Genomic DNA, 19,483 nt, shown 5'->3' with positions numbered 1-19,483 from the left:
CGGGCCTTCACTGTTGTGCGTCGAAGCTGTTGTGCGTCGAAGCGGTGGTGCGTCAGAGCGCGGGGGCGGGTGAGTAGGGCGCGAGGTCCGACGCCAGTTCCTCGTGCACCCGCACCTTGAGCAGGGTGCCCTCCGCGGTGTGCTCTTCGGAGATCACCTCGCCCTCGGTGTGGGCACGGGCGACCAGTTTGCCGTGCGTGTACGGCACCAGCGCCTCGATCTCGACGGACGGCCTGGGCAGCTCGTTGTCGATCAACGCCAGCAGCTCGGTCAGGCCCCGGCCGGTGCGGGCCGAGACGGCGATGGAGCGCTTCTCGATCCGCATGAGCCGCTGGAGGGTCAGCGGATCGGCCGCGTCCGCCTTGTTGATCACGACGATCTCGGGCACGTCGGTGGCGCCGACGTCCCGGATCACCTCGCGCACGGCGGCCAGCTGCTCCTCCGGGTTCGGGTGCGAACCGTCCACGACGTGCAGGATCAGGTCGGAGTCGCCGACCTCCTCCATGGTGGAGCGGAACGCCTCGACCAGGTGGTGCGGCAGATGCCGGACAAAGCCGACCGTGTCGGCCAGGGTGTACACGCGCCCGCTCGGGGTCTCGGCCCGGCGCACGGTCGGGTCGAGGGTCGCGAACAGGGCGTTCTCGACCAGCACGCCCGCGCCCGTGAGACGGTTGAGCAGGGAGGACTTACCGGCGTTGGTGTAGCCCGCGATGGCGACGGACGGCACCTTGTTGCGCCGGCGCTCCTGGCGCTTGACCTCGCGGCCGGTCTTCATCTCCGCGATCTCCCGGCGCATCTTCGCCATCTTCTCGCGGATCCGGCGCCGGTCCGTCTCGATCTTGGTCTCACCGGGACCGCGCGTGGCGAGGCCGCCGCGACCGCCACCCATCTGCCGGGACAGCGACTGACCCCAGCCTCGCAGCCGCGGCAGCATGTACTGCATCTGCGCGAGCGCGACCTGCGCCTTGCCCTCCCGGGACTTGGCGTGCTGGGCGAAGATGTCCAGGATCAGGGCCGTACGGTCGATGACCTTGACCTTGACGACGTCCTCCAGCTGGATCAGCTGGCCGGGGCTCAGCTCACCGTCGCAGATGACGGTGTCCGCGCCCGTTTCGAGGACGATGTCACGCAGCTCGGCGGCCTTGCCGGAGCCGATGTAGGTGGCCGCGTCGGGCTTGTCCCGGCGCTGGATGACGCCGTCGAGCACGACCGCACCGGCGGTCTCCGCGAGGGCGGCGAGCTCCGCGAGGGAGTTGTCGGCGTCCTGGGCGGTTCCGGTGGTCCACACCCCGACGAGGACGACCCGCTCCAGGCGGAGCTGGCGGTACTCGACCTCGGTGACGTCCTCGAGTTCGGTGGAGAGACCCACGACGCGGCGCAGGGCCGCGCGCTCGGAGCGGTCGAGCTGGTCGCCGTCCCGCTCTCCGTCGATCTCGTGGCTCCAGGCGACGTCCTCTTCCATCAGGGCATCGGCCCGAAGACCTTCGGGATAGGCGTGCGCGAAGCGCTTGGTGTCCTGGGAAGGGGAAGAAGAGGAGGTCATTTGATCCTTACGTCGATGAGGGAATCCGGTGGACGGCGACGGTGCGCTGGCGGCCCCGTCCGTCACTTTCGACAACGCACGAGTACCCCGGGAGATTCCCGTGACCGTGCCGCGCCGACCCGAAGATGGTCGCACGGCACGGCCCGTCTCGTCACCGCCTTATTCCCGGCGGGTGCGGGGGCGCCCCGCTATTTCTTCGCCACCCGCTGCGGCGCCGCCGCCTTCCAGTCCGGGTGACCGGGCATGGGCGGGGTCTTCTCGCCGTACAGCCAGGCCTGGAAGAAGCCGGTCAGGTCACGGCCGGCGAGGTCGGCGGCGAGCCGGGTGAAGTCGGCGGTGGTCGCCGTGCCGTCGCGGTGCTGACTCACCCAGACCCGCTCCAGGCGTTCGAATGCGGGGCGGCCGATCTCCTGGCGGAGGGCATAGAGGACCAGCGCGGCTCCGTCGTACACGTTGGGCCGGAAGATGCCGATCTTCTGGCCGGGCTCGGGCGGCTTGGGCAGCGCCGGCGGGCCACCGGAGGCGCGCCAGCGGTCGGAGGCACCGTAGGCCGCCTTCATGCGGTCGACCATGGGCTTGTGCGCCTTCTCCTCCGCGTAGAGGGCCTCGTACCAGGTGGCGTGTCCCTCGTTGAGCCATACGTCGGACCAGGTTCGAGGGCTCACACTGTCGCCGAACCACTGGTGGGACAGCTCGTGCACCATGATCGACTCGACGTACCACCTGGGGTAGGCGGGATCGGTGAACAGGTCCTTCTCGAAGAGGGAGAGGGTCTGTGTCTCCAGTTCGAAGCCGGTGGCGGCCTTGGCCATGAGCACGCCGTACGTCTCGAAGGGATAGGGACCGATCTTGCTCTCCAGCCAGGCGATCTGATCCGGGGTCTTCGCGAGCCAGGGTTCGAGTGTCTTGCGGTCGGCGGCGGGGACCACGTCGCGCACCGGCAGGGCGTGCGGTCCGGTGCGGTGCAGCACCGCGGAACGGCCGATGGACACCTGTGCGAGTTCGGTGGCCATGGGGTGCTGGGTCCGGTACGTCCAGGTGGTGGAACCGCCGGCCCTGGTCACGCCGGCCGGAATGCCGTTGGCGACGGCCGTGTAGCCGTTGGGCGCGGTGACCCGGATGGTGAACATCGCCTTGTCGGAGGGGTGGTCGCTGCACGGGAACACCAGGTGCGCGGCGTCGGCCTGGTTGGCCATGACCAGCCCGTCGGCGGTCCGCACCCAGCCGCCGTCCCGGTCCTGGACGGCTCTGGGGTCGCTGGTGTGCCGCACGGTGATCCGCGTCCAGCTGCCCCCGGCCAGCGGCGTCCCTGGTGTGACCACCAGGTCGTCGCCGGCGCCGGTGAAGGCCGCGGGCCTGCCGTCGACCTGGACGGACTCGACGGTGCCGTGCGCGAAGTCGAGGTTGAGCCGCTCCAGCGGGGCGGTCGTCCAGGCGTGGATCGTGGTGACGGCCTGGAGGGGCTTGTCGTTGTCGCCGGGATAGGTGAAGGAGAGGTCGTACGACGCCACGTCGTATCCGGGGTTGCCCAGGTACGGGTAGAGCCGGTCGCCGACGCCCAGCGGGACGGCGGGAGCGCTCGCGGCGAGGAGACAGGCGGAGACCGCGGAGGCGAGGAGGACGGCGGCCCTCCTGCGGCGGCGGGGGGCGGGTCGGGCACTGGCGGCGCCGGGTCGCCGGTCCGGCATGCGGGGCGTGAGCAGCATGGACCACGGCTACCAGCACGCGCCCGCCCCGCCGCGACGGCGCGCGACCGGCCCACCCGAACGGGGGCCGCCGGGTTGCCGGGACGCGTGACTCAGGAATCGGGTCCCTGGTGCTGCGCTCGGCCGACGTCGTACACGCCCGGCACGTTCCGCATCGCGCGCATGAGGGCCGGGAGGTGGGCCGCGTCGGGGAGCTGGAGGGTGTACGTGTGGCGGACGCGCTGCTGGCTCGGCGGGGCGACGGTGGCGGAGACGATCTCGGCGCCTTCGAGGGCGATCGCCTCGGTGAGGTCGGCGAGCAGATGGGGGCGGCCGAACGATTCGGCGACCAGCGTGACCCGGCACTCGGTGGTGTCACCCCAGCGCACGCCGACCTCCGCGCGCCCGGCGCTCTTCATGCGCGCCACTCCGGCGCATTCCACGCGGTGCACGGTCACCACGCCGCCGCGTACGACGAACCCGGTGACCTCGTCGGGCGGTACGGGCGTACAGCACCCGGCGAGCCGGACGGTCGCCCCGGGCCGGTCCACGACGACGCTGGCCGCCGCGGGGCGGAGGGCGGAAACGTCGACGGTGGGACCGGTCCCGGGACGGGAATCCCGGTCGGCCGCCGCTTCGGAGTGCTGGCCCGTGGTGCCGTCCGCCCCGCCGGGGGTCTCCACACCGCTCCAGCGGCCCTCGCCGGCCTCCCGCGCCGCCGCGTCGCCGCCCTCCGGGTGGGCGGCCAGCCACCGCTGGATGGCGATGCGGGCGGCCGGGGTGTGGGCGTGGTCCAGCCATTTCCGGGACGGCTCGGAGGCGGGGTCCTGGCCCATGAGGAGCTGAACGGTGTCGCCGTCTCCGAGCACCGTGCTCAGGGTCGCCAGCCGACCGTTGACGCGCGCGCCGATGCAGGCGTGCGCGTCCTCGCCGTACTGCGCGTAGGCGGCGTCCACGCAGGTGGCGCCCTCGGGCAGGCCCAGCGTGCCGCCGTCGGGCCGAAAGACGGTGATCTCGCGGTCCTGGGCGAGGTCCTCGCGCAGGGTGGACCAGAAGGTGTCGGGGTCGGGTGCCGCCTGCTGCCAGTCGAGGAGGCGGGAGAGCCATCCGGGGCGGGTGGGGTCGACGCGCTCGTCGCCCGCGGCCTGCTCCTCCGAAGGAGGCGCGTACGGGTTGCCGAGCGCGATGACCCCGGCCTCGGCGACCTTGTGCATCTGGTGGGTGCGGATGAGGACTTCGACGACCTGCCCGTCCGCGCGTGCGACGGCGGTGTGCAGCGACTGGTACAGGTTGAACTTCGGTACGGCGATGAAGTCCTTGAACTCCGAGACGACAGGGGTCATGCAGGTGTGCAGCTCGCCCAGCACCCCGTAGCAGTCCGCGTCCTCGTTGACCAGCACCAGCAGCCGGCCGAAGTCGGCGCCGCGCAGCTGCCCGCGCTTGCGTGCGACGCGGTGGACGGAGACGAAGTGCCGGGGGCGGATGAGGACTTCCGCCTGGATCCCGGCTTCGCGCAGGACCGCGCGGGCCTCGTCGGCGACCTCCGCGAGGGGGTCGTCGGGACGGCTCGCGTTGTCGGCGATCATCCCGCGCGTGTGTGCGTGCTCCTCGGGGTGGAGGATCGCGAAGACGAGGTCCTCCATCTCGGTCTTGAGGGCCTGGACACCGAGACGCTCGGCGAGCGGGATCAGGACGTCCCTGGTCACCTTGGCGATGCGCGCCTGCTTCTCGGGGCGCATCACGCCCAAGGTGCGCATGTTGTGGAGCCGGTCGGCGAGTTTGATCGACATCACGCGGACGTCGTTGCCGGTCGCGACCAGCATCTTGCGGAAGGTCTCGGATTCGGCGGCGGCCCCGTACTCGACCTTTTCGAGCTTCGTGACCCCGTCGACGAGATAACGAACCTCCTCGCCGAACTGTTCCCGCACCTGATCCAGGGTCACATCGGTGTCCTCGACGGTGTCGTGGAGCAGAGATGCCGTCAGGGTCGTGGTCTCGGCGCCGAGCTCGGCGAGGATCAGGGTCACGGCGAGCGGGTGCGTGATGTACGGCTCGCCGCTCTTGCGCATCTGGCCGCGATGCGAGGACTCGGCCAGGACATAGGCGCGGCGCAGGGGTTCGAGGCCGGCGTCGGGGTAGTGGGCGCGGTGCGCCTCCACCACGTGGCCGATGGCGTCGGGCAGCCTGTCACGGGCGCCGGGGCCGAGCAGCGCGGCCCGGCCGAGTCTGCGCAGGTCGATCCGGGGGCGGGCCTTCCTGCGGGGCACTGTAGGGGCTACAGGGCCAGGGCTCGCAGGGTTCGTGGCCTCCGCACTCATGGGCACCTCCGGCTCGTGGACCGGCGGACGGGCCCCCAGGGCATACACGGCTCAGGGATGGCGACGTTCCCCCGTCCGTGCCGGTGCTTGATGCTACCGAGCCCACCACGCCCGACCGACCGCCTCTCGCCGAGCGTGAAACGGATCACCCATTCGTGCGACGGCTGAGAGGTTTACGGTTTTCCGCCACACGGTCGTCGACCAGCCGTCGTTTCGAATTGAACCGGCCACCGGAAAGCTGGAATCGGATGTCCGGGGCCGGTCGGGACCACGATTCATATGGTCAACGGACCGCGTTTTCCAGCCATTCGGCGTCGATCTCGCCCTCGGCGACGATCACGGCGGGTCCGGTCATCTCGATCTGGCCGTCCGGCCGCTCGGTGATCACCAGTCGCCCGCCGGGTACGTCGACCGTGTAGGTCGCCAGGGTGCCGGTGACGGCCGGGTCGGCGCCGTCCCGGCGCGCGGCCGCCACAGCGACGGCGCACGCGCCGGTGCCGCAGGAGCGGGTCTCGCCGGAACCGCGCTCGTGCACGCGCATCGCGACGTGGCGCGGGCCGCGGTCGACCACGAACTCGACGTTCACCCCGTCCGGGTAGGCGGCGGCCGGGCTGAAGGGCGGCGGTGCGAGCAGGTCACCGGCGTGCGCGAGGTCGTCGACGAAGGCAACCGCGTGCGGGTTGCCCATGTTCACGTTGCGTGCGGGCCAGCTGCGCTCGCCGACGCTCACCGTGACGTCTCCTTCGGGCAGGCGCGCGCTGCCCATGCCGACGGTGACGTCCCCGTCCTTGGCGATGTGGACGGTCTTCACGCCCCCGCGCGTGGCGATCGAGGTGTCCCCTTCGGCCACGTGCCCGGCGTGCTGGAGGTAGCGCGCGAACACCCGCACTCCGTTGCCGCACATCTCCGCGATCGAGCCGTCGCCATTGCGGTAGTCCATGAACCACTCCGCCTCGCCCGCCATGTCCCTGGCCTCCGGGTGGGCGGCGGACCGCACGACGTGCAGCACGCCGTCGGCACCGATGCCGGCGCGGCGGTCGCACAGGGCGGCCACGGCGGCCGGGGTCAGGTCGAGGGCGTTCTCGGGGTCCGGGACGATCACGAAGTCGTTCTCCGTGCCGTGACCCTTGAGGAAGGCGATCCGCGTGCTCATTCCTCGATCGTACGGGAGCGCTCCGCTGGTGGGCCCATGGAGCGGTGCACCGACAGGAACGGTGCGGGCCGTGTGCGGCTGGTCGCGCCCGCGCGGCCGAGCCGCATGTCGACACCGGACCCGCGCCCCTCGTCGGAGCGCCTCAGCGAAGCCTTGCCACGCGCCACACGGCGAGTACCGCCACCACGGCCACCAGCAGCACGTACCCGAGCACGACCCGCCAGTCGGCGCGGCGGCCCGAGCCACGTGCCGGCAGGCCCGGCCAGGTGTAGCCGACGCGGCGCGCGGCCATCATGCCCCAGCCCGCGGCGCAGGAGCAGATCAGCAGCCCCAGCATGGCGATGACGGCGCCGCTGTCGCCGAAGTCGAAGGCCAGTGGGAAGGCGAACATCAGGGAGCCGCCCGCGGCCAGGCCCACGATGGGCGCGAGCTGCCAGATGCGCAGCCGGCGCTGCGGACGCAGCTCGACCTCGACCTCCGGGCCGCCCGCGAACATCTCCTCGGGCTCGGGGCCGTCGGCGGTCACACCGTCCGGCGTCTCGTCCGGTCCGTCGGGGCTGAGTCGGTCCTCGCCCTGTTCCGGTTCGCCGCCGTCGGTGGTGACGTACTCGGTGCTTCGTGCGGTGTCGCGAGGGCCGGCCTCCATCGCCACGCGCCCTCCCAACTAGGACTCCACTTGGTCGATCGAAGCTCGATGATGGCACGGCGTCGGAGGCCGGGATGACCGGCGGCGCATCCCGATGCCATCACGTGATCAGGCTGTGACCGGTCGTTCGACCAACGCCAGGGCGAGCTGGGGAAGTTCCTTGCGGTCCGCGGCGGCCCCACTCAACCACTGCACCCGGGGGTCGCGCCTGAACCATGAATCCTGGCGGCGCGCGAAGCGTTTGGTGGCGCGTACGGTCTCGGCCCGGGCCTCGTCCTCGGTGCACTCCCCGGCGAGCGCCGCGAGGATCTGCTGGTAGCCGAGCGCACGCGACGCCGTACGCCCCTGGCGCAGGCCCCGCGCCTCCAGTGCGCGCACTTCGTCCACGAGCCCCGCCTCCCACATGCGGTCGACCCGGCCCGCGATGCGCTCGTCGAGCTCGGGGCGGGCCACGTCGACACCGATCTGGATGGTGTCGTAGACGGAGTCGTGACCGGGGAGGTTGGCGGTGAAGGGCTGGCCGGTGATCTCGATCACCTCCAGGGCCCGGACGATGCGACGGCCGTTGCCGGGCAGGATCGCGCGTGCGGCCTCGGGATCGGCGGCGGCCAGCCGGGCGTGCAGCGCGCCGGATCCGCGCAGCGCGAGCTCGTCCTCCAGGCGGGCGCGGACCTCGGGGTCGGTGCCCGGGAACTCGAGGTTGTCGACCGCTCCCCGGATGTACAGACCGGAGCCGCCGACCAGGATGGGCCAGCGTCCCTCGGCGAGCAGTGCGTCGATGCGGGCGCGCGCCAGCTTCTGGTACTCGGCGACGGACGCCGCGACGGTGACGTCCCAGATGTCCAGCAGGTGGTGCGGGACGCCGTCGCGCTCCTCGGGCGTCAGCTTGGCGGTGCCGATGTCCATCCCTCGGTAGAGCTGCATGGAGTCGGCGTTGACGACCTCACCGCCGAGCTGCCGGGCCAGGAAGACGCCCAGATCGGACTTTCCGGCCGCGGTGGGTCCGACGACGGCGATGACGCGGGGGGTGGGAGATGCACTGCTCACCGGACCAGTCTCGCAAACCTCCCCGCCGCGCCTCGAACGAGTTACGTGACGACGCGGGTCCGGGGTCGTTGCCCGTTGCGAGATACCTGCCGCCCGCTTACCGGAGGCGGTGAGCCGGGTCGCGCAAACGGGCGCACCGGGCTACGCGGGATTCGCCCGCACGAGTAACGTATGGAGTAGATATGGGTGTTTTTGCGCGACTTTTGCGGAGGTCGAAGGCGACGGAGGAGGCGTCGGCCACCGAGCCGCAGACCGGTGCGGGGTCGGGCGGGTCCGAGGCGGAGCGATCGCCGCAGGAGGCGGCGGCCGAGAGTGGGACGACCGAGAGCGGGGCCACGGCGACGGACGCCGCGTCCTCCGACGGCGGGGAGACCGGCCAGGCGGCTGCCGCCGAGGCCACCGAGATCCCCAAACAGCAGTCCGCCGAGGTGGCCGCCGACAACGAGGCCGGTGACGGCGCCCGTACGTGACCGCCCCGCGAGGGAAGGTGGATCAATGGGTCTCTTGCACAATCTGAAGAGCAGGCTCGCCCCGGCCAAGGACAAGATGTCGCACTTCGCGCACCAGCACGGGGACACGATCGACAAGATCGAGCACGGCATCGACAGGGCCGCGAAGGCCGTGGACGAGCGGACCAAGGGCAAGTACAGCGACAAGATCCACGCCGGCACCGGGAAGGCCAAGGGCGCCATGGACCGGTTCGCGCACAAGGGCGGTACGCAGGCGAGCGACGACGGGCCCGGCACGGGACCGGACGTGCCGCCGCCGGTTTCCTGACCGGCAGCGATCCATCGATCGGCGGACGGCCGCGGAGCGGGACGGCTCCCGGCCGTCCGCCGTTCGCGCCGCCCGGTCCGGGCCCGGCCCTAGGACCAGGCCGCGACCATGTACCCCACGCCGTACGGCGCGTCCTCGTACAACAGCGTTCCCGTCAGGCCCGCGTTCTCGGCCGCGCCCGCCAGGACCTGCCAAGGGGCGCGGCCCGACGCCTTGAGCTCGTACGCCAGGCCGGGATCCAGGGCCTTCAGCGCCGCCACGTCCGCCGACCCCAGTGCCCGCGCGACCTCCGCGTCGAAGGGCGCGGCACGCTCGTCCAGGTAGCCCGGCGCCTTGAGCGTGCGGCAGGCGCTGGCGTCGCCCATCACCAGCAGCCCCACCCGCGTCCGCCGCGCGCCGATCTCCCTGCCCGCCTCGACACACCGCTCGGGGGCCAGGGGCTCCCCCACGCCGAGTCCCTCGATCGGCGCGTCCGCCCAGCCCGTGCGCTCCAGCAGCCAGCCGGCGACGGCGAGCGACGGCGGCAGCGTACGGTCGTACGCCGTCCCCCGGCTGGGGCCGAGCCGTACGTCGAGGTCCACGCCGAAGCCGCGGAAGGAGCCCGGGGCGCCCTGCGGGTGCGGTCCGCGCCCGCTCCGCTCGGCGGGCCCGACCACTACCAGCAGGTCGGTGCGGGCGGCGGCGAGCACACCGAGCGCGTCCGCGCACGCGGCACGCGCCGCGTCCAGCTCGGGTGCGGCTCCCGCGGCGACCTGCGGCACGAGCAGCGGCGGACAGGGGCAGAGTGCGGCGGCGACAAGCATGATCGGCAGGGTAACGCCGCCCCGGGCCTCAGTCGCAGCCCCGACCGCGACGGCTCGTCAGTCGCAGCCGCAACCGCTCGTCGCCACGGGCAGCGGTGCCGGCACGCCGATCTTCGGCAGCCCGAGCATCACACCCGCCGGCTTGGCGGCCTCCGCGGCGTTGCGCTTCTCCCAGGCGTCGCCCGCGCGCGTGGGACGCACGGCGAGGACGGGGCCCTCGGCGAGGAGGTGGTGCGGGGCGGCGTACGTCACCTCGACCGTGACCACGTCGCCGGGGCGCACCTCCTGCTCCGGCTTGGTGAAGTGGACCAGCCGGTTGTCAGGGGCGCGGCCGGAGAGCCGGTGGGTGGCGCCGTCCTTGCGGCCCTCACCCTCGGCGACCATCAGCTCCAGGGTGCGGCCGACCTGCTTCTTGTTCTCCGCCCAGGAGATCTCCTCCTGGAGGGCGACGAGACGCTCGTAGCGCGCCTGGACGACCTCCTTGGGGATCTGGCCGTCCATGGTCGCGGCGGGCGTGCCGGGCCGCTTGGAGTACTGGAAGGTGAACGCCTGCGTGAACCGTGCCTCGCGCACCACGTGCAGCGTCTGCTCGAAGTCCTCCTCGGTCTCGCCGGGGAAGCCCACGATGATGTCGGTGGTGATCGCCGCGTGCGGGATGGCGGCGCGCACCTTCTCGATGATCCCGAGGTAGCGGTCCTGCCGGTACGACCGGCGCATCGCCTTCAGGACGGTGTCCGAACCGGACTGGAGCGGCATGTGCAGCTGTGGCATCACGTTCGGGGTCTCGGCCATGGCGGCGATGACGTCGTCGGTGAAGTCACGCGGGTGCGGGGACGTGAAGCGCACGCGCTCCAGGCCCTCGATCGTGCCGCAGGCCCGCAGCAGCTTGCTGAAGGCCTCGCGGTCGCCGATGTCGGAGCCGTAGGCGTTGACGTTCTGCCCGAGCAGCGTGATCTCGGAGACACCCTCGGCGACCAGTGCCTCGACCTCGGCGAGGATGTCGCCGGGACGGCGGTCCTTCTCCTTGCCGCGCAGCGCGGGGACGATGCAGAAGGTGCAGGTGTTGTTGCAGCCCACGGAGATCGACACCCAGGCCGCGTACGCGCTCTCGCGCCGGGTCGGCAGGGTGGAGGGGAAGGCCTCCAGCGACTCGGCGATCTCGACCTGGGCCTCCTCCTGCACGCGCGCGCGTTCCAGCAGGACCGGCAGCTTGCCGATGTTGTGCGTGCCGAAGACGACGTCCACCCAGGGCGCCTTCTTCACGATGGTGTCCCGGTCCTTCTGCGCCAGACATCCACCGACCGCGATCTGCATCCCGGGGCGCTGCGTCTTCTTCGGCGCGAGCCGGCCCAGGTTGCCGTACAGCCGGTTGTCGGCGTTCTCCCGGACCGCGCACGTGTTGAAGACCACGACGTCCGCGTCCCCGTCGGACCCCTCGGGCGCGCGCACGTACCCGGCCTCTTCGAGCAGCCCGGACAATCGCTCGGAGTCGTGGACGTTCATCTGGCACCCGTAGGTGCGCACTTCGTACGTCTTGGCTGAGGGGACGTCCACCGCGAGGCTCCGGTCGCTGCTGCTGGTCATTCCTCAAGGGTAGGCGGTCCCGGAAGTGCCCCGGGCCCCGCTGCGAGGCGCCGGCCGGCCGGCGGGATCGGCCGGCTCACGGCACGGCAACGCCTTCGCGGTCTCCGGCCACTCCGGCCATTTGCCCGGGAGACGCGTGATGCAATGGGGCCACTGAGCGGTTCTCGGGCTGGAGTGAGGCGTGTTGAGCGAGGGCGGGGCCGGTGCGGGGAGTTTCGAGCCGCTGGAGGACGGTGATCCGCGGGTCGTCGGCGGGTACCGGCTGGTGGCGCGGCTCGGGTCGGGCGGGATGGGGCGGGTGTACCTCTCGCACACGCCGGGCGGGCGAGCGGTCGCGGTCAAGGTGATCCGGCCGGAGCTGGCGGAGAACGCCGAGTTCCGCAAGCGGTTCCGGGCCGAGGTGGCGGCGGCCGGCCGCGTGCACGGGCTCTATACGGCTCCAGTCGTGGACAGCGACACGGAGGGAGCCGTGCCGTGGTGCGCGACCGCCTATGTGCCGGGTCCGTCCCTCGCCGACGCGGTCCGCGACCACGGGCCGCTGCCCGTGGGCACGGTGCTGCGGCTGCTCGCCGGTGTCGCGGAGGCGTTGCAGGCGGTGCACCGCGAGGGCATCGTGCACCGTGACCTCAAGCCCTCCAACGTGCTGCTCGCCGCCGACGGCCCGCGTGTCATCGACTTCGGTGTCGCCCGGGCCGCGGACGCGACGTCGGTGACGCAGAGCGGCACCGCCTTCGGCACAGTCGCCTACATGGCGCCTGAGCAGGTGCTCGGCGGGGTGGCCGCCGCCTCCGCCGACGTGTTCGCCCTGGGGCAGACGGCCGTGTTCGCGGCGACGGGCGCCGGCGCCTTCGGGGGCGGGGACCCGCACGCGGTGCTCTACCGGGTGGTGCACGAGGAGCCCGACCTCAGCCGTGTGCCGGAGGAGATACGGGAGCTGGTGGCGCGGTGTCTGCGCAAGCCCGCCGCCGAGCGGCCTTCCGTGGAGGACGTCATCCGCGCCGTTCAGACGATCCAGGCCGATCGCGGTGACGATGCGCGGCTCACGTCCGGGGCGTGGCTGCCGGGCGACCTGGCGGCGGGGATCGCGGCCCGGGTGGAAGGCGCCGGTCAGGGCCGGGCGGACGCGGGGCCGGGAGGGGCCGGGGGCGCGCAGGCCCCCGCCGGTGCCGGGCCCGCGGGTTCGGGGGGATTCGGGCCCGCGGGTTCCGGCGGTTTCGGGCCCGCGAGCGGTTCCGGCGGCTACGGCGCCGGGAGCGGCCCGGGCGGTTACGGTCCCGTCGGCGGCCCGGGCGGTTACGGTCCCGTCGGCGATCCGGGCGGTTACGGTCCCGCAGCGGCCTACTCCCCCACCCCGCCGTCCCCCACCGTGCTGCCCGGGCCCTTCGTGACGCAGCCGGGAGCCGCACCGAATCCGTACGCTTCGGCTCCCTGGGCGCAGTCGCAGGAGGCGGCCTCCGCGCAGACCGCCCCGCAGACCGCCTCCGGGCCCACGGGCGGAAAGGGCCGCCGGGCCCGGGTCTGGATGCTGTCGGCAGCCGCCGTCGCGCTCGTCGCCGGTGGTGCGGCCGCCGCACTGCTGTTCGTCCCCCGGGAGGACGACAAGGGCGCCGACCGGGTGCAGGAGGCGGCCGCGTCGCGGTCGGCCACGGCCACCGAGGCGTCGCCGTCGGCGTCCGGCTCCCCCTCCACCCGAGCCTCGAAGAAGCCCGAGCCCAGCAAGTCCGCTCTGCCACCCAGCCCTTCGGGACCCGCGACGCCCACGCGGACCGCGGCCTCGGCTCCCCCGACCGCCGCGACCGGCAGGCCCGCGGCCTCGAAGGCCCCTGTCGCGACCGCCTACTCCGGGATAAGGATGACCGCGAGCCACGACCTGTACCTGGCGGACACCCCGGTGCGGGCCAAGGCCGACACCGGGACCTCCGACGAGGATCTGACGTACGCCGTCTACTCCTCGGGCGCGGTCCTCGCTCCCGGCACCGACTCCGGCAGCTCCCTCGCGCTGCTGCCCGCGGGCCGGCAGGGCGGCCTCGACGCGTGCAAGGCCGCGACCGGCTACAAGAGCTACATCTGGGTCAAGGACCTGGCCGTCGGCCAGCAGATGTGCGTCATCAGCGGGACGGGGCACGTGGGGTTGGTGACGTACCGGGGCTCGTCCGGGACGACGTACGCGACCTTGGACGTGAAGGTGTGGCGCGACGCGGCCTGAGGCCGCGGGCCGCGCGGGGCCCCGTAGCCGGTCAGGCGCCGCCGGGGACCCATCCCTGGCGGCGCAGGACGGCCGACACGTCCGGCGCCCGGTAGTGCTCGCCCTTGAGGACCTTGCCGTCGGCGCGGCGGGCTATCTGCCCGTCGGGGCCCAGTTTGCTCATGTTGGCGCGGTGGATCTCGGCGATCACCTGGTCGAGGTCGACCCCGTGCACCAGGGCCGTGCCGTAGGCCACGTAGACCACGTCGGCCAGTTCGTGCGCGAGCCGGTCGAGCGGGCCGGTGACCGACACCTCGGCGACCTCCGCGGCCTCCTCGGCGAGCAGTTCCCCTCGGTGCGCGGCCAGTTCGGGGGCCACCTCCGCCGGCACGGTGCGGGCGTCGAGGCCGAAGGCACGGTGGAATTCGCGGACGAGGTCGGCGGGCGAAGAGCTCATACGGCGACTCTAACGGCCGCCACTGACAGTCCCCGTCGCTCGCCCCGCGCTGGTCAGGACCGCGGGCGGCTGGCAGGATCGCGCGCATGTCCAAGCTCCTCCCCCGTATCGGCAGGCGCCGGGCCCTCCAGGGCGCGGCCGCCGGCTTCGTGGTCCTCGGGCTGCTGCTGTGGTGGCTGCTGCCCCTGGGCGAGGCCCCGCCGAGCGGGACGATCACCTTCAGCACCGGGGGGTCCCGGGGCGTCTACCAGGAGTACGGGGACCGGCTGCGCAAGGAGTTCGGCAAGGACATGCCGGGTCTGAAGGTGAAGCTGCTGGAGAGCGACGGCTCGCAGCAGAACGTGCGGCGCGTGGCCACGGGGAAGGCCGACTTCACCATCGCGGCGGCCGACGCGGTGGAGACGTACGAGCTGGAGCACCGCAGTGGCGCCCGGCAACTGCGCGGTGTGGCGCGGCTCTACGACGACTACGTGCAGCTGATCGTGCCCCGCGGCTCGGACATCACGACCGTGGCGGACCTGCGGCACAAGCGGGTGGCGATCGGGCTGCCCAACTCGGGTGTCCGGCTGATCGCCGACCGGGTCCTCAAGGCCGCGGGCATCGACCCCGCCAAGGACATAACCCCGGAGTCCGACGGCATCGACACCGGACCCGACCGGCTGCGGCACGACAAGATCGACGCGTTCTTCTGGTCGGGCGGGCTGCCCACCAACGGCCTGGTCGAGCTCGCCAAGAAGTTCCCCTTCCGGTTCATCCCGATCGACGGCGCGGTGGTCGGCAGGCTGCACGCCCAGGGGGACGTCGCCCGCTACTACCGGACGACCAACATGCCCCAGTCCGCCTATCCGTCCCTGCGGCAGAGCTCCACCGTGGCGACCATCGCGGTGTCCAACCTGCTGATGACCCGCAAGGACATGGATCCCCGGCTCACCGAATGGATCACCCGCATCGTGATCAAGAGCCGTGACGGCATAGGCGCCCACGTCCACTCCGCCCAACTCGTCGACCTGCGGACGGCGATCTACACCGACCCCCTGGCCCTGCACGAGGGCGCGCGCCGCTATTACCGGTCGGTGAAGCCCTAGCGTTGCCGGTCGGTGAAGCTTTGGCGGTACCGGTCGGCGAAGCCCTGGTGGTACCGCTCGGCGAGGCCCCGGCGGTTTCGGATCAGCCCCGGTGCGCGGGTCCGTTCCTCGGCACAGTGACCGTCACCCGCAGGCCCTGGGACTCGTGGTGGGCGTACGCGATCGAGCCGCCGGACGCCGTGAGCAGGGCCCGGGTGATCGACAGGCCCAGGCCGGAGCCCTTGATGTTCTGATGGCGGCCGCTGCGCCAGAAGCGGTCGCCGACGCGGGCGAGTTCCTCGTCGGTGAGGCCGGGGCCGGTGTCCGTGACGACGACCGTCGAGGTCTCGCCGTTGGAGGAGACGGTCACCTCGACCGTGCCCCCCTCGGGGCTGAACTTCACCGCGTTGTCGATCACCGCGTCCAGCGCGCTGGACAGCGTGATCGGATCGGCCCAGCCGGTGGCGGGCGGGCAGTCGCCGACCAGCCGGACGTCCTTCACCTCGGCGGCCGGTGCCCAGGCGGCCACTCGCTCGGCGGCCAGCTGACCGATGTCCGTGAGCCGGATGTCCGCCTCGGCGTGCTCGGCCAGCGCCAGGTCGAGCAGGTCGTCGAGGACCTGCGCGAGACGCTTGCCCTCAGTCCGGACCGAGGCGATCTCCTCGTTGTCCTCGGGCAGTTCGAGCGCGAGCAGTTCGATGCGCAGCAGCAGCGCCGCGAGCGGGTTGCGCAGCTGGTGCGAGGCGTCGGCGACGAAGGCGCGCTGCTGCTCCAGCACGTCCTCGACGTTGTCCGCCATCTCGTTGAACGACCGGGCCAGCCGTCTGAGTTCCGGCGGCCCGCCGGCCACCGCGACCCGGGACTTCAGGCGTCCGGTGGCGATGTCATGGGTGGTGGCGTCGAGGACCCGTACGGGCAGGAGCACCCAGCCGGTCAGCCGCAGTGCGGCGCCGACGGCCAGCAGCATCGCGGCGATCTCGCCCGCGCCGATGACCAGCCAGCCGTGCAGGATCCGCGAGCGCATCGCTCCGGTGGGCGAGTCGGTGACCACCACCGCCACGACGTCGCCGTCCCGGATCACCGGCGAGGCGACGACGAGACGCGTGCGCTGCCAGGGCCACACCTGCTTCGGGTCGTGGCTGCGCCGGCTGAGCAGGGCCTCCTGGAACGCGTCCCGCATCACGCCCTGGTCGGGCAGGATCCAGTCGTCGGGCGCGTTGGCCATCGCCGAGCCGTTGCGGTAGAAGACGCCCGCGCGGATGCCGTAGACACCGTAGTAGCTGGCGAGTTCGCGGCGCAGGGTCTCGGTGCGCTCGTCGACGCCCGTACGGCTGGAGCCGCTGGGCCCGTCGGTGACGAACTGGGCGAGCGCCGCGAACCGGGCCGTGTCGTCGATCCGGTCGACGACCACGCGCTGCTGCTCGGCCGCCGCCACACTGAGGGCGAGCGGGAAGCCGAGGGCGAGCAGTACGGCCGCCATCAGGACGATGAGCAGCGGGAGGAGCCTGGTGCGCACCCGTCCCCGCTAGGCGGCCGGGGCGACGAGGCGGTAGCCGACGCCGCGTACGGTCTCGATCAGCGCGGGCATGCGCAACTTGGCGCGCAGGGAGGCGACGTGCACTTCCAGGGTGCGCCCCGTGCCCTCCCAACTCGTCTGCCACACCTCGCTGATGATCTGTTCCCGGCGGAAGACCACTCCGGGGCGCTGGGCGAGCAGGGCGAGGAGGTCGAACTCCTTGCGGGTCAGTTGGACGACCGAACCGTCCACGCTGACCTGGCGGGTGGGCAGCTCGATGTGCACGGGACCGAGTCTCAGCGCGCTCTCGCCGCCCGGGCCGGCGTCCTCGTGGACGGTGCGCCGGCTGACGGCGTGGATCCGGGCGAGCAGTTCCCCGGTGTCGTACGGCTTCACCACGTAGTCGTCGGCGCCGAGGTTGAGGCCGTGGATGCGGGAGCGGACGTCGGAGCGTGCGGTGACCATGATCACCGGGATGCTGGTGCGCTTGCGGATCTTGCCGCAGACCTCGTAACCGTCCTGGTCCGGCAGGCCCAGGTCGAGCAGGACGACGCCGAAGCCGGCGCCTTCCGGGACGAGGGCCTGGAGGGCCTCCTCGCCGCTGCGCGCGTGGGTGACGTCGAACCCGTGCCGCTTGAGGACCGCGGACAGAGCGGCGGCGACGTGGTTGTCGTCCTCGACGAGCAGCAGTCTCATCCCGGCCCCCTCCGGTTCGAACGGTCGTAGTCTCTGTGTGTAGTAATCCGTGGAAAAGCGCGTGCACGCGCGCGTGCACCAAGGCAGTCACGCTGATGGACGACGACGGCGTCAAGAGGGTTCCGGTTGCCCGCGACTTCCGTTACCCGGCCGATACGCACACCCGTCACAACTGCTACGACACGTGTCCGATTGCTATCGGATCGTGATGCTCAGATTCCCCTCAGATGTAATGACGCAGGTCATTCGGCCTCACTACTGTCCTCCGAAACCGAGGAGGACGGAGCCTGAAAGCGATGACCGAAGTATCGGTGGCCAAGGAAGACGTGGCCGCGACCGGCGAACTGGTCGTCCTGAAGAGCGTCAACAAGCACTTCGGCGCGTTGCACGTGCTCCAGGACATCGATCTGACGATCACCCGCGGCGAGGTCGTCGTGGTCATCGGGCCCTCCGGGTCCGGCAAGTCCACCCTGTGCCGCACCATCAACCGGCTGGAGACCATCGACTCGGGCACCATCGCGATCGACGGCAAGCCCCTTCCCCAGGAGGGCAAGGAACTGGCTCGGTTGCGGGCGGACGTCGGGATGGTCTTCCAGTCCTTCAACCTCTTCGCGCACAAGACCGTGCTCGAGAACGTGATGCTGGGCCAGATCAAGGTCCGCAAGACCGACAAGAAGCAGGCCGAGGACAAGGCCCGCGCCCTGCTCGACCGGGTCGGTGTGGGCACCCAGGCCGACAAGTACCCCGCGCAGCTCTCCGGCGGCCAGCAGCAGCGCGTGGCGATCGCCCGGGCGCTGGCGATGGGCCCGAAGGTCATGCTCTTCGACGAGCCGACCTCGGCCCTCGACCCCGAGATGATCAACGAGGTCCTCGAGGTCATGCAGCAGCTCGCCCGGGAGGGCATGACGATGGTCGTCGTCACCCATGAGATGGGTTTCGCACGATCGGCTGCAAACCGAGTGGTCTTCATGGCGGACGGCCGCATCGTCGAACAGGCTGCGCCCGACCAGTTCTTCAGCAATCCACGCAGTGACCGTGCCAAGGACTTCCTGTCGAAGATCCTGCACCACTGACGACGCCCGTCGCGCCCCACGTTCCGTGTTCACCCGGGCCGAGGGCCCGTATCTCCTCACCACACGAAGGATGTTCACCATGAAGCTCCGCAAGGTCACCGCCGCCTCGGCCGTCGTGCTCGCCCTCGCCGTGGCCGCCACGGCGTGCGGCGAGAACAAGAAGGACAAGGAGAGCGGCTCCTCCGGCAGCGGTGGCGGCAGCAAGATCACCATCGGCATCAAGTACGACCAGCCCGGCATCGGCCAGAAGACCCCGCAGGGCTACTCGGGCTTCGACGTCGACGTGGCGACGTACGTGGCCAAGAAGCTGGGCTACAGCGCGGACCAGATCGAGTGGAAGGAGTCGAAGAGCGCCGACCGCGAGACCATGCTGAAGCGCGGTGACGTCGACTTCATCGCCGCCTCCTACTCGATCACCCCGGAGCGCCAGAAGCTGGTCGACTTCGCCGGCCCGTACCTGCTCGCCCACCAGGACGTGCTGGTCCGCGCGGACGACAACAGCATCAAGGCGCCTTCGGACCTCAACAAGAAGAAGCTCTGTTCGGTGACCGGCTCCACGTCGGCGCAGAACGTCCACGACAAGCTGGCCCGCAAGGCGCAGCTCCAGGAGTACCCCACCTACTCCGCGTGCCTCACCGGTCTGCAGAACAAGGCCATCGACGCCCTGACCACCGACGACTCGATCCTCGCCGGTTACGCCTCCCAGGCGCAGTTCAAGGGCAAGTTCAAGCTCGGCGGCCTCAAGATGACGAACGAGAACTACGGCATCGGCGTCAAGAAGGGCAGCGACCTCAAGGCCAAGATCAACAAGGCGCTGGAGTCGATGGTCTCCGACGGTTCCTGGCAGAAGGCCGTGGACAAGAACTTCGGTCCGGCCGGCTACAAGAACGAGCCTGCCCCGAAGATCGGCGACGTCAAGAGCTGAGGCAGTGCCCG

General features: G+C 71.6%; 17 protein-coding genes. 6 read left to right on the top strand and 11 right to left on the bottom strand.

Features of this window, described 5'->3' with window-relative positions; genetic code table 11:
- Window positions 1-52: 52 nt before the first annotated feature.
- From hflX to miaA, 6 genes are all read right to left on the bottom strand, one after another.
- Window positions 53-1,543, bottom strand: coding sequence for a GTPase HflX (gene hflX / locus ACFY01_RS10645; RefSeq protein WP_390735323.1), 1,491 nt, complete (start codon window positions 1,541-1,543; stop codon window positions 53-55).
- A gap of 188 nt (window positions 1,544-1,731) precedes the next feature.
- Window positions 1,732-3,249 carry a M1 family metallopeptidase gene (locus ACFY01_RS10640; protein WP_390735322.1) on the bottom strand — a complete coding sequence of 506 codons (1,518 nt, stop codon included), beginning with the start codon at window positions 3,247-3,249 and terminating at the stop codon, window positions 1,732-1,734.
- A 92-nt stretch (window positions 3,250-3,341) separates the two neighbouring features.
- Window positions 3,342-5,546 carry a RelA/SpoT family protein gene (locus tag ACFY01_RS10635; protein WP_390735321.1) on the bottom strand — a complete coding sequence of 735 codons (2,205 nt, stop codon included), beginning with the start codon at window positions 5,544-5,546 and terminating at the stop codon, window positions 3,342-3,344.
- A 283-nt stretch (window positions 5,547-5,829) separates the two neighbouring features.
- Window positions 5,830-6,699, bottom strand: a complete 870-nt coding sequence (dapF, locus tag ACFY01_RS10630) for a diaminopimelate epimerase (RefSeq protein WP_390735320.1) — start codon at window positions 6,697-6,699, stop codon at window positions 5,830-5,832.
- Between the two features lie 142 nt (window positions 6,700-6,841).
- On the bottom strand, window positions 6,842-7,345 hold the full coding sequence (locus ACFY01_RS10625; RefSeq protein ID WP_390735745.1) for a hypothetical protein: 504 nt from the start codon (window positions 7,343-7,345) through the stop codon (window positions 6,842-6,844).
- 108 nt (window positions 7,346-7,453) lie between these two features.
- Window positions 7,454-8,392 (bottom strand): tRNA (adenosine(37)-N6)-dimethylallyltransferase MiaA, encoded by a 939-nt coding sequence (gene miaA / locus ACFY01_RS10620; protein ID WP_390735319.1) that lies wholly within the window; start codon window positions 8,390-8,392, stop codon window positions 7,454-7,456.
- A 182-nt stretch (window positions 8,393-8,574) separates the two neighbouring features.
- Here miaA and ACFY01_RS10615 point away from each other — a divergent pair, with 182 nt between their 5' ends.
- Both ACFY01_RS10615 and ACFY01_RS10610 read left to right on the top strand, forming a co-directional pair.
- Window positions 8,575-8,862 (top strand): hypothetical protein, encoded by a 288-nt coding sequence (locus ACFY01_RS10615; protein WP_390735318.1) that lies wholly within the window; start codon window positions 8,575-8,577, stop codon window positions 8,860-8,862.
- Window positions 8,863-8,887: 25 nt separating this feature from the next.
- Window positions 8,888-9,169 carry an antitoxin gene (locus ACFY01_RS10610; protein WP_390735317.1) on the top strand — a complete coding sequence of 94 codons (282 nt, stop codon included), beginning with the start codon at window positions 8,888-8,890 and terminating at the stop codon, window positions 9,167-9,169.
- An 89-nt stretch (window positions 9,170-9,258) separates the two neighbouring features.
- Here the strand turns inward: ACFY01_RS10610 and ACFY01_RS10605 are convergent, their stop codons facing one another.
- Together ACFY01_RS10605 and miaB are read right to left on the bottom strand one after the other, a co-directional pair.
- On the bottom strand, window positions 9,259-9,972 hold the full coding sequence (locus ACFY01_RS10605; RefSeq protein ID WP_390735316.1) for a class III extradiol dioxygenase subunit B-like domain-containing protein: 714 nt from the start codon (window positions 9,970-9,972) through the stop codon (window positions 9,259-9,261).
- A 57-nt stretch (window positions 9,973-10,029) separates the two neighbouring features.
- On the bottom strand, window positions 10,030-11,556 hold the full coding sequence (gene miaB, locus ACFY01_RS10600) for a tRNA (N6-isopentenyl adenosine(37)-C2)-methylthiotransferase MiaB (RefSeq protein WP_390735315.1): 1,527 nt from the start codon (window positions 11,554-11,556) through the stop codon (window positions 10,030-10,032).
- Window positions 11,557-11,737: 181 nt separating this feature from the next.
- On the opposite strand from miaB, the gene ACFY01_RS10595 reads away from it, so the two are divergent.
- The gene (locus ACFY01_RS10595; RefSeq protein ID WP_390735314.1) at window positions 11,738-13,762 is read left to right on the top strand and encodes a serine/threonine-protein kinase; all 2,025 of its coding nucleotides are present in this window, start codon (window positions 11,738-11,740) and stop codon (window positions 13,760-13,762) included.
- Between the two features lie 31 nt (window positions 13,763-13,793).
- Here ACFY01_RS10595 and ACFY01_RS10590 read toward each other — a convergent pair whose 3' ends face one another.
- Complete coding sequence (locus ACFY01_RS10590) at window positions 13,794-14,198, bottom strand: MazG nucleotide pyrophosphohydrolase domain-containing protein (RefSeq protein WP_390735313.1); 405 nt, start codon at window positions 14,196-14,198, stop codon at window positions 13,794-13,796.
- An 86-nt stretch (window positions 14,199-14,284) separates the two neighbouring features.
- Here ACFY01_RS10590 and ACFY01_RS10585 point away from each other — a divergent pair, with 86 nt between their 5' ends.
- Window positions 14,285-15,283, top strand: coding sequence for a TAXI family TRAP transporter solute-binding subunit (locus ACFY01_RS10585; protein WP_390735312.1), 999 nt, complete (start codon window positions 14,285-14,287; stop codon window positions 15,281-15,283).
- Between the two features lie 82 nt (window positions 15,284-15,365).
- On the opposite strand, the gene ACFY01_RS10580 is transcribed toward ACFY01_RS10585, so the two are convergent.
- The gene (locus ACFY01_RS10580) at window positions 15,366-16,778 is read right to left on the bottom strand and encodes an ATP-binding protein (RefSeq protein WP_390735311.1); all 1,413 of its coding nucleotides are present in this window, start codon (window positions 16,776-16,778) and stop codon (window positions 15,366-15,368) included.
- Between the two features lie 9 nt (window positions 16,779-16,787).
- The gene (locus ACFY01_RS10575; RefSeq protein ID WP_132850751.1) at window positions 16,788-17,474 is read right to left on the bottom strand and encodes a response regulator transcription factor; all 687 of its coding nucleotides are present in this window, start codon (window positions 17,472-17,474) and stop codon (window positions 16,788-16,790) included.
- Window positions 17,475-17,770: 296 nt separating this feature from the next.
- On the opposite strand from ACFY01_RS10575, the gene ACFY01_RS10570 reads away from it, so the two are divergent.
- Together ACFY01_RS10570 and ACFY01_RS10565 are read left to right on the top strand one after the other, a co-directional pair.
- Complete coding sequence (locus ACFY01_RS10570) at window positions 17,771-18,547, top strand: amino acid ABC transporter ATP-binding protein (protein ID WP_390735310.1); 777 nt, start codon at window positions 17,771-17,773, stop codon at window positions 18,545-18,547.
- Between the two features lie 79 nt (window positions 18,548-18,626).
- Window positions 18,627-19,472, top strand: coding sequence for a glutamate ABC transporter substrate-binding protein (locus ACFY01_RS10565; protein ID WP_390735309.1), 846 nt, complete (start codon window positions 18,627-18,629; stop codon window positions 19,470-19,472).
- Window positions 19,473-19,483: the final 11 nt, after the last annotated feature.

Source organism: Streptomyces sp. NPDC001480, assembly GCF_042894725.1.
In the GTDB taxonomy this organism is placed as follows: domain Bacteria; phylum Actinomycetota; class Actinomycetes; order Streptomycetales; family Streptomycetaceae; genus Streptomyces.
The sequence above is the reverse complement of the archived record's forward strand: the minus strand, read 5'-3'. Positions and strand labels throughout refer to the sequence as shown.

Coding starts and splice junctions, on each gene's coding strand:
- hflX (WP_390735323.1), bottom strand. CDS start 1,543: ATGACCTCCTCTTCTTCCCCTTCCCAGGACACCAAGCGCTTCGCGCAC.
- ACFY01_RS10640 (WP_390735322.1), bottom strand. CDS start 3,249: ATGCTGCTCACGCCCCGCATGCCGGACCGGCGACCCGGCGCCGCCAGT.
- ACFY01_RS10635 (WP_390735321.1), bottom strand. CDS start 5,546: ATGAGTGCGGAGGCCACGAACCCTGCGAGCCCTGGCCCTGTAGCCCCT.
- dapF (WP_390735320.1), bottom strand. CDS start 6,699: ATGAGCACGCGGATCGCCTTCCTCAAGGGTCACGGCACGGAGAACGAC.
- ACFY01_RS10625 (WP_390735745.1), bottom strand. CDS start 7,345: ATGGAGGCCGGCCCTCGCGACACCGCACGAAGCACCGAGTACGTCACC.
- ACFY01_RS10615 (WP_390735318.1), top strand. CDS start 8,575: ATGGGTGTTTTTGCGCGACTTTTGCGGAGGTCGAAGGCGACGGAGGAG.
- ACFY01_RS10610 (WP_390735317.1), top strand. CDS start 8,888: ATGGGTCTCTTGCACAATCTGAAGAGCAGGCTCGCCCCGGCCAAGGAC.
- ACFY01_RS10605 (WP_390735316.1), bottom strand. CDS start 9,972: ATGCTTGTCGCCGCCGCACTCTGCCCCTGTCCGCCGCTGCTCGTGCCG.
- miaB (WP_390735315.1), bottom strand. CDS start 11,556: ATGACCAGCAGCAGCGACCGGAGCCTCGCGGTGGACGTCCCCTCAGCC.
- ACFY01_RS10590 (WP_390735313.1), bottom strand. CDS start 14,198: ATGAGCTCTTCGCCCGCCGACCTCGTCCGCGAATTCCACCGTGCCTTC.
- ACFY01_RS10585 (WP_390735312.1), top strand. CDS start 14,285: ATGTCCAAGCTCCTCCCCCGTATCGGCAGGCGCCGGGCCCTCCAGGGC.
- ACFY01_RS10575 (WP_132850751.1), bottom strand. CDS start 17,474: ATGAGACTGCTGCTCGTCGAGGACGACAACCACGTCGCCGCCGCTCTG.
- ACFY01_RS10570 (WP_390735310.1), top strand. CDS start 17,771: ATGACCGAAGTATCGGTGGCCAAGGAAGACGTGGCCGCGACCGGCGAA.
- ACFY01_RS10565 (WP_390735309.1), top strand. CDS start 18,627: ATGAAGCTCCGCAAGGTCACCGCCGCCTCGGCCGTCGTGCTCGCCCTC.